Raw genomic sequence first — 8972 nt, 5'->3', positions numbered from 1 at the left:
GGCCGAGGGGAAGGCACCATCTCGAGCATCTCCAGCGCGCGCGCCATCGCGTCGCGCTGACTCTTGCCCTCGTGGCGCACCACCGTCTCGGCGATCTGCTGGCCGATGGTGTAGACCGGATCGAGCGCCAGCGCCGGCTCCTGGAAGATCATCGACACGGTCTGGCCGCGGAACGTCGACAGCGCTTCGTCGTCGAGCGCCAGGCGTGGAGGGTGTCGTCGTCACCGATCTCACCGACGATGGCACCGCCGCCAATGTCGGCTTCCAGAAGGGCGACATCATCGTCGCGGTCAACAACAAGAAGATCGCCAAGACCAGCGACCTGCAGCGCATCAGCGGCGAGTCCTATCGCATCTGGCGCATCACGCTGGTGCGCCAGGGCCAGCAGATCAACGTGACGTTGGGTGGATGAGTCCCCGGACCGTACTATTTCCCGTCATGCCCGGCCTTGTGCCGGGCATCCACGCCTTGCAGCGGCCGATGCGAGAAAGGCGTGGATGGCCGGGACGAGCCCGGCCATGACGAAAGTCGGCGGGTCGGATAGCTGTCGGATCGGCGAGCAGGGGGCGGCGTTGCTCGATGTCATAGCGGCCGTCCAGCGCGTGCCATGAGCCCCAAGCGTCCTCAGCAATCAGACAACCTGTTCGTCGCCGCCGGGCTCGAACGCGAAGCACCGCGGCCGTTGCCGGATCGGTTGCGGCCGCGCGCGCTCGGCGATGTCGTCGGGCAGGATCACATTCTCGGCCCCGACGGTGCGCTGACGCGGATGCTGCAGACACGTTCGCTCGGTTCGCTGATCTTCTGGGGCCCGCCCGGCACCGGCAAGACCACGGTGGCGCGGCTGCTCGCCGACGCCACCGAGCTGCAGTTCGAGCAGATCTCCGCGGTGTTTTCCGGCGTCGCCGACCTGAAGAAAGTGTTCGATGCCGCGCGTGCTCGGCGCGAGACCGGCCGCGGCACGCTGTTGTTCGTCGACGAGGTGCACCGCTTCAACAAGGCGCAGCAGGACTCGTTTCTGCCGGTGATGGAAGACGGCACGGTCGTGCTCGTCGGCGCCACCACCGAGAACCCGTCGTTCGAACTCAACGCCGCTCTGCTGTCGCGCTCGCGGGTGCTGATCTTCCACTCGCTCGATGCCGCGGCGATCGAGAAGCTGTACAGCCACGCCGAAGCCGTCGAAGGCCGACCGCTGCCGCTCGATGCCGAAGCACGCGCCGCCTTGGTGCGCATGGCCGATGGCGACGGCCGCGCCGCGTTGACGCTCGCCGAAGAAGTCTGGCGCTCGGCGCGTCCCGGCGAAGTGTTCGATGCCGTGCAGCTGCAGGACATCCTGCAGCGCCGCGCCCCGATCTACGACAAGAGCGCCGACGGTCACTACAATCTCATCTCGGCTTTGCATAAATCGGTGCGCGGCTCCGATCCCGACGCAGCGCTGTACTATCTGTGCCGGATGCTCGACGCCGGAGAAGACCCGCTGTTCCTTGCCCGCCGCGTCGTCCGCATGGCGGTCGAGGACATCGGCCTCGCCGATCCGCAGGCGCTGGTGATCTGCAACGCAGCCAAGGACGCCTATGATTTCCTCGGCTCGCCGGAAGGCGAACTGGCGATCGCGCAGGCGGTGATCTACGTCGCCACCGCGCCGAAATCCAACGCCGCCTACAAGGCCTATGGCGCAGCAAAGCGCGTCGCCAAGGAAGCCGGCTCGCTGCTGCCGCCCAAGCACATCCTCAACGCCCCGACCAAGCTGATGAAGTCGGAGAATTACGGCGCCGGCTATCAGTACGATCACGATACGCCCGAGGGCTTCTCCGGCCAGGATTACTTCCCCGACGCGCTCGGCCGCCAGACTTTCTACGATCCGCCCGACCGCGGCTTCGAACGCGAGATCAGGAAGCGCCTCGATTATTGGGCCAAGCTGCGCGCCGCGAAGAACGAACCGTAGACTCGTAGGGTGGGCTGAGGGCAGCGAAGCCCACGCCGAGAGGTTGCTGCGCGCGACGATGCGTCGGCGCGTGGGCACGGCGCTTCGCGCCTTTGCCCACCCTACGAGCGACCCATTCTGCAAAGCGTGACTCGTGCGACTGGCTTGCACTTGCGCGCCGCATGATCGCAGTTTTTCCAAGCGGAACCCCTTCTCGCGGATGCCTGGCTTCGCGCCGTGCCACCCGCGCGAGCAAATTCAAATTTAAAGAATGTGTGTGGTTGATTAGTCCGCGTGATGTTTAGCGGTATTATCATTCATTGTTGCGATTCATGATCAGTGCCGACAGTACTTTGAAAGCGATCGCGCTAGCCAAGGCCGCAGCCCGTTGCGCGTTGCGCCAACGTCCGGGCTCACGCTGATTTCCCACGTCGTCATCGCGTTGTCGCTGGGGCTGTTGCTGCATCTCGAAAACGGCGAGACCCTGATCTTTGGTGGCTTGGGGCCCGCCATCGCGCTGGCGCTGTTTCGCGCCGCCTGGGTGTCACGGCGGGCGGCGACCGACGCCATCGATACCGCACCATATCTGGTGCTGCGTCGTCTCGCGCAGTTCGCGCTCGTCAGCGGGTTGTTGTGGAGCGTGGTGCCGGCCTCGATCGCGGTCGGCTCCGCCAAACAGGGCACCGACTACATCACTTTCATCATGGTCGGCGTGTCGACCGGCGCGATCATCCAGGGCGCCGCCTATTCGCGAGTCGCGCTGGCCTTCGCCGGGCCGGTGATGGCGGCGACGCTGTATCGCATCCTGATGGCGGGAGGCGGCCCCGACTACATCGTCGCATTCGACGGCGTATTCCTCACCTTCATGCTGTTTCGCGCGGCGATCAGCGGCGAGCGCGAATTTATCGCCAGTCAGAGCACGGCGCTCGAGGCAACCGATCTCGCAAATTCGCTCGCACAGGCCAATAGGGACGTGTTGCGATCGAACCGGGCGTTGGAGCAACTCGCCCGTGCCGATCCGCTCACCGGCCTCGCCAATCGGAGCCATTTCCGCGAAGCCGCCGCCGCGGCGTGTGGCGCAGGCCAGGGCGTCGCCTTCGTGCTGTTCGACGTCGACAACTTCAAGGCCATCAACGACACGCGCGGCCATGAGGCCGGCGACCGCGTCCTCGCGGCGCTCGGCGATCTGCTGCGTTCGGCCTGTGGGCCGCGCGATCTGCCGGTGCGGCTCGGCGGCGACGAATTCATCGTGGTAGTGCGGGGGAACGACGTCGCGGCGCGCGCGCTGGCGCTGGCGCAGCGATTGAGCGCGGCGCTGACCCGGCCGCTCAGCCTCGGCGGCCAGTCGCTGACCATCAGCTGCTCGATCGGCATCGCGGCTCATGCCAGTGGTCCGGTGGATGTCGAGGATGTGTTCGCCCGCGCCGACGCCGCGCTGTACCGTGCCAAGAATGACGGACGTGCTTGCATCCGGGTTTTCGACGCCCAGCTGCAGGACGAATTCCTGCTGCAGCGCTGCATCGAGGGTGACCTGCCGGGCGCGCTGGAGCGGGGCGACTTGCATCTCGAATTCCAGCCGCAGGTGGCGCTGGCGAGCGGCGAGGTGGTCGGCTTCGAGGCGCTGCTGCGCTGGCGCCATCCGGCCGCCGGACTCATTGCGCCGCCGGACATCATCCAGGCCGCGATCCGGCTGCAGCTGTCGGCGCGGCTGCTCGGCTTCATCGGCGAGCGGGCGTGCGAATTCCTGCGTTCGCTCGATGCCGCCGGCGCCTCACCGCGCCTCAGCGTCGCCCTTAACGTTTCGCCGCGCGAGCTGACGCTGCATTCGCCCGCCGGCATTCTGGCCGAGCTGACGCAGCGTCACGGCGTCGATCCGCGTCGCCTCGAGATCGAGATCACCGAGGAGGCGCTGTTCGATCCACGGCTATGCGCGCGCGAATTGCAGCGCATCGAGCGCGAGGGTTTCGGTCTCGCCATCGACGATTTCGGTGTCGGCCATTCCTCGATTGCCAATCTGATGAGCGTGGCGCTCGACACCATCAAGATCGACCGTTCCTTCATTCATGGCGTGAGTACCAACCGCCAGAACCAGCAACTGATCGCCGCCATCACCGCGGTGGCGCGGCCGCTCGGCCATCGCATCATCGCCGAGGGCGTCGAAAGCCCGAGCGACGCCGAGACGCTGCGCATGCTCGGCTGTGCCTATGGTCAAGGCTGGCTCTACGGCCGGCCGATGCGCGCCGCCGATGCGGTCGCCTGGCTGACAGAAGTGAGAAGCCAGCAGCGGAAGTCGGCGTGAAAAACTTGGCTACGCTTTGTTGATCAGCTCGCGAATGCGCGCTGCCAGCGTGTCGACGGCGAACGGCTTGGTCAGGACGGCCATGCCGGGTTCGAGCTGGCCGTTGTTGAGTAGTGCGTTCTCGGCGAAGCCGGTGATGAACAGCACGTTGAGGTTCGGCCGGGTCTGGCGGCCGGCATCGGCGAGCTGGCGGCCGTTCATGCCGCCGGGCAGGCCGACATCGGTCACCATCAGGTCGATCCGCGCGTCGGATTGCAGCAGCTTCAACCCGCCGACACTGTCGGCGGCTTCGATCGCGGTGTAGCCGAGGTCCTCGAGCACGTCGGTGATCAGCATCCGCACCGTCGGCTCGTCGTCGACGATCAGCACGGTCTCGCCGCGCTGCGCGAACGGGATCACTTGCGAGTCGGGATGCGCTTCGTCCTCGGCGACTTCGCCGCGGTGGCGCGGCAGATAGATGCACACCATCGTGCCTTGGCCGACCTCCGAATAGATCCGCACCTGGCCGCCGGATTGCTGGGCGAAGCCGTAGATCATCGACAGGCCGAGCCCGGTGCCCTGACCGATCGGCTTGGTGGTGAAGAACGGATCGAACGCCTTGGCGATGACCTCCGGCGCCATGCCGGTGCCGGTGTCGGAGACGCACAGCGAAACGTATTGGCCGGCCGGCAGGTCGTAGAGTTTCGACTGCGTCCGATCGATCCAACGATTGCCGGTCTCGATGGTGATCTTGCCGCCGCTCGGCATCGCGTCGCGTGCGTTGAGGCACAGATTCAGCAGCGCGCTCTCCAGCTGCGGGCCGTCGACCAGCACGGTCCAAAGCCCGCTGGCGCCGACGTGCTGTAAGTCGATCGCTGGGCCGACGGTGCGCTGGATCAGGTCGAGCATGCCGGCCACCAGCGTGTTGACGCTGACCGCCGTCGGCGTCAGCGTCTGCCGCCGGGCGAACGCCAGCAGCCGGTGCGTCAGCGACGCCGCGCGCCGCACCGCGCCTTGCGCCGCGACCACGTACTTCTCGATGTCCTGCACGCGGCCCTGGCTGAGCCGCACCGCCGTCAATTCGAGGCTGCCGGAAATGCCGGCGAGCAGATTGTTGAAGTCGTGCGCCAGTCCACCGGTGAGCTGGCCGACGGCCTCCATCTTCTGGGCCTGGCGCAATTGCTCTTCGGAGCGCATCAGTTCGGCGCGGGCTTCGGCGACGCGTTGCTCCAGGGTTTCGTTGAGCGCGCGCAGATCGGCGATGGCGCGGTCGCGCTGCGCCACCAGCGTGCGGCGCTCTTCGAGATCGATCAGCACGCCGGGAAAGCTCAGCGGCGTGCCGTCCGGCGCGTGCTCGACGCGGCCATTGGCTTCGAGCCAGTAGTAATTGCCGTCGGTGCGACGCACGCGATACTGGTGCGCGTAGGCGCCGCCGCGGCGGACGGCCTCGGCGATGGCGGCCGACAGGCCTTGCTGATCGTCCGGATGCACGGTCTCGACCACTTGTGCCAGGCTGAGCCCGTCGCGGCTCTTCTGTGCATCGAAGCCGAAGGCGCGGGCGAAGCCTTCGTCGACCGTGAAGCGATCGTTCGGCAGATCCCAGAACCAGGTGCCGATGATGGCGCCGGCGGCGAGTGCGAGCTGCACACGCTGGACGTTGTCGCGGGCGATCTTCTCGCTGTCGCGCATCGCCGCTTCGGCGCGCTTGCGCGCCGTGATGTCGCGAAACAGCACCGCGACCTGGCGCAGCTCCGGCGGCTCCACCCGCGTCGCCGACACTTCGATGACGCGGTTGGCCTCGACGAAGTCGCGCTCGAAATGCAGGGGCCGGCCGCTGGTCAGCACGCCACGATACAGCTCGACCCAGCCGTCGGCTTCGGTGGGACTGACGAGGTCGCGCAGCGTGCGGCCGATGATGCCGGCGATGCCGGTCTGCTTCTCGTAGCCGGGATTGGCCTCGATATGGACGTAGTCGCTCAGCTCGCCGTGCGGGCCATCGAAGAATTCGATGATGCAGAAGCCGTCGTCGATGGCCTCGAACAGCGCGCGATAGCGCGCTTCGCTTTGGCTGCGGACATCGATCGCGTCTGGCTTCATGGCAATGGTTCAGGCGTTCGGCGGAGAAGGTGGAGAAGGTGGAGAAGCGGACGAGGGCCCGTGGAGATCGGGATAGGGGAAGGCATAACTGCCTAACACCGGACCCTGGACAAAGTTTCGCAGCTTCGCCGTCGTCATCCACAACGCCAGATAGTAAACAGGCTCGAGCGCACGATAGGGTGACTGGGCCCGGCCGTGCAGGCTAAATTGCGGGGCGGTCATCGGTGGGCGCAGACGAAGGGCAGGGACATGAAATCCTATCGCAAGGAGCTGTGGTTTCAGACGCCGGGCCGGCGCGCCTTCGTCAACATCACCCGCGAGGTCGAGGCGGCGCTGAAGGAGAGCGGCGTGCGCGAGGGGCTGGTGCTGGTCAATGCGATGCACATCACCGCTTCGGTCTTCATCAACGACGACGAGAGCGGACTGCATCACGATTACGAACTGTGGTTGGAAAAGCTGGCGCCGCACGAGCCGGTCTCCGGCTATCGCCACAACCGCACCGGCGAAGACAATGCCGACGCTCACATGAAGCGCCAGGTGATGGGCCGCGAGGTGGTGGTGGCGATCACCGACGGCCTACTCGATTTCGGCCCGTGGGAGCAGATCTTCTACGGCGAGTTCGACGGCGGCCGCCGCAAGCGCGTGCTGGTGAAGATCATCGGGGAGTAATCCTCGGTCCGCATCCGGCGCAGTGCAATGCTGGACAGGCAAGTAACGACACATTGTCGCAGGTCACCGGCGCCGCGAATTCCGTCGCGTGGACTGCCGCTCGCCGTTTACCCGTCCAGCTATCAACTCGGCTCGACACTCTCCCGCGTGCGTGTTAGCGACGACTAACAACAATGCGGAAAACCGCACTCATCCGGGAGTGAAACCATGCGACTGAAATTGCTCGCCTCGCTGCTGCTCGTGGCGGCGACGTCCACGGCGGCGACGTCCAATACATCTTTCGCCGCCGACAAGCGTTACGACGTCGGCGCCACCGATACCGAGATCAAGCTCGGCCAGACCATGCCGTATAGCGGCCCGGCGTCGGGCTACGGCGTCAACGGCAAGGTCGAGGCGGCGTATTGGCGGATGGTCAACGCCAAAGGCGGCATCAACGGCCGCAAGATCAATTTGATCTCGATGGACGACGGCTACAGCCCGCCGAAGACGCTGGAGCAGACCCGCAAGCTGGTCGAGCAGGACGAGGTGCTGGCGATCGTCGGCTCGCTCGGCACGCCGACCAATTCGGCCATCCAGAAATATCTGCGCGGCAAGAAGGTGCCGCATATCTTCATCACCTCGGGCGCCTCGAAGTGGAACGACCCGAAGGATTTTCCGTGGACCACGCCGTTCTATCCGCCGTACGAGGAAGAGGCCAAGATCTACGGCAAGTACATCGCCAGGGAGATGCCGGCGGCGAAGATCGCGGTGATCTATCAGAACGACGATTTCGGCAAGGACTATCTCAAGGGCTTCAAGGAAGGCCTCGGCGACAAGGCCTCGGCGATCGTCAAGGAGGCGAGCTACGAAGTCAGCGATCCGACCATCGACTCGCAGATCGTCAATCTGAAAGCGTCGGGTGCCGACACGCTGTTGACGGTGGCGTCGCCGAAATTCGCCGCGCAGTCGATCCGCAAGGTGCACGCGCTCGGCTGGACGCCGGCGCATTTCGTGGTGTCTGTCGGCGCCTCGGTCGGCGGCGTGCTGGAGCCGGCCGGGCTCGAAGCCTCGACCGGGCTGATCAGCGCCTTCACCTCGAAGATCGTCGGCGATCCGGCCTGGGACAACGACCCCGGCGTCAAGGAATTCCTCGCCTTCATGAAGGAGTGGTACCCGGACGGCAATCCGATCGACGGCAGCGTCCAGGTCGGCTACGCGGTGGCTCAGATGACCGAGGTGCTGCTGAAAAATTGCGGCGACGATCTCACCCGCGAGAACCTGGTCAAGCAGGCGACCAGCCTCGACAAGGTTTCGCTGCCGCTGTTCCTGCCCGGCGTCACCGTGACGACGACGCCGACCGACTATTCGGGTTATCACATCTTCAAGATGGCGAAGTTCGACGGCAAGGCCTGGAAGTTCTTCGGCGACAACATCAGCACGACGAAGAAGTAACGAGGCGAGGGCGGCGGCGCCGGCCCCTAGTGGCTCCACAAGTGCCGTCATTCCGGGGCGCGTGCCGCAGGCACGCGAACCCGGAATGACCCGAACTCATCAAATGTAGCCCGCATGCAGCGAAGCGGAATGCGGGGAAGCGGCGAGCGGGTCGATCCCGGATTTCGCTTCGCTGCATCCGGGCTACGGGACTACGCCTCCGCACAGCCGAGCTGAGCCTCACGGCGTCCCGTCGGCCGGTTGATCCACATCAACGATACGCGCGAGTCGGCCGGACTAGCCTTCGCCATCGGCGAGGGAGGGAAGACCGATGAAGACCACCACGTGGAAAGCGATGGTCGGCGCGTGCGTTGTCGCTCTGGCTCTGGCGACGTCGGCGCCGCTGCGGGCGCAGGCCGCGCTCACCGAGCAGGAAGCGCACGCGATCGGCGTCGACGCCTACCTCTACTTCTATCCGCTGCTCTCGATGGAGATGACCCGGCGGCAGTCCACCAACTTGCCGGCCGGCAAGGAGATCGGCAAGGGCCCCGTAAACACCTTCGTCAACGTGCCGGAATATCCGCCGCCGATTCAGGC

Annotated in this window: 4 protein-coding genes and 4 pseudogenes; 6 read left to right on the top strand and 2 right to left on the bottom strand. The window is 65.8% G+C overall.

Annotated features, from left to right (window positions below; all coding sequences use genetic code 11):
* Positions 1-203, bottom strand: a pseudogene (gene dppD / locus I5M_RS33660) (dipeptide ABC transporter ATP-binding protein DppD); the annotation flags it as partial.
* A gap of 5 nt (positions 204-208) precedes the next feature.
* Between dppD and I5M_RS31790 the strand changes: the two are divergent.
* The 3 genes and pseudogenes from I5M_RS31790 to I5M_RS29725 form a co-directional block, all read left to right on the top strand.
* A pseudogene (locus tag I5M_RS31790) lies at positions 209-412 on the top strand (PDZ domain-containing protein); the annotation flags it as partial.
* A gap of 195 nt (positions 413-607) precedes the next feature.
* A complete protein-coding gene (locus I5M_RS13480) occupies positions 608-1942 on the top strand; it encodes a replication-associated recombination protein A (RefSeq protein ID WP_022721877.1) in 1335 nt (444 codons plus the stop codon).
* A gap of 311 nt (positions 1943-2253) precedes the next feature.
* A pseudogene (locus I5M_RS29725) lies at positions 2254-4220 on the top strand (putative bifunctional diguanylate cyclase/phosphodiesterase).
* Positions 4221-4229: 9 nt separating this feature from the next.
* On the opposite strand, the gene I5M_RS13470 reads toward I5M_RS29725, so the two are convergent.
* Entirely contained in the window at positions 4230-6296 is a 2067-nt protein-coding gene (locus I5M_RS13470) for an ATP-binding protein (protein WP_022721876.1), read from the bottom strand.
* Between the two features lie 249 nt (positions 6297-6545).
* On the opposite strand from I5M_RS13470, the gene I5M_RS13465 reads away from it, so the two are divergent.
* The 3 genes and pseudogenes from I5M_RS13465 to I5M_RS29720 form a co-directional block, all read left to right on the top strand.
* Positions 6546-6965 (top strand): secondary thiamine-phosphate synthase enzyme YjbQ, encoded by a 420-nt coding sequence (locus I5M_RS13465; protein ID WP_022721875.1) that lies wholly within the window; start codon positions 6546-6548, stop codon positions 6963-6965.
* Between the two features lie 207 nt (positions 6966-7172).
* Positions 7173-8396, top strand: coding sequence for an ABC transporter substrate-binding protein (locus tag I5M_RS13460; protein WP_022721874.1), 1224 nt, complete (start codon positions 7173-7175; stop codon positions 8394-8396).
* Between the two features lie 310 nt (positions 8397-8706).
* Positions 8707-8972: pseudogene (locus I5M_RS29720) on the top strand (hypothetical protein); the annotation flags it as partial.

Source organism: Rhodopseudomonas sp. B29 (assembly GCF_000333455.1).
Lineage (GTDB): Bacteria > Pseudomonadota > Alphaproteobacteria > Rhizobiales > Xanthobacteraceae > Rhodopseudomonas.
The sequence above is the reverse complement of the archived record's forward strand: the minus strand, read 5'-3'. Positions and strand labels throughout refer to the sequence as shown.

Excerpts from the sequence above, each read along its gene's own strand:
- I5M_RS13480 (WP_022721877.1), top strand. The coding sequence starts at position 608 with ATGAGCCCCAAGCGTCCTCAGCAATCAGACAACCTGTTCGTCGCCGCC.
- I5M_RS13465 (WP_022721875.1), top strand. The coding sequence starts at position 6,546 with ATGAAATCCTATCGCAAGGAGCTGTGGTTTCAGACGCCGGGCCGGCGC.
- I5M_RS13470 (WP_022721876.1), bottom strand. The coding sequence starts at position 6,296 with ATGAAGCCAGACGCGATCGATGTCCGCAGCCAAAGCGAAGCGCGCTAT.
- I5M_RS13460 (WP_022721874.1), top strand. The coding sequence starts at position 7,173 with ATGCGACTGAAATTGCTCGCCTCGCTGCTGCTCGTGGCGGCGACGTCC.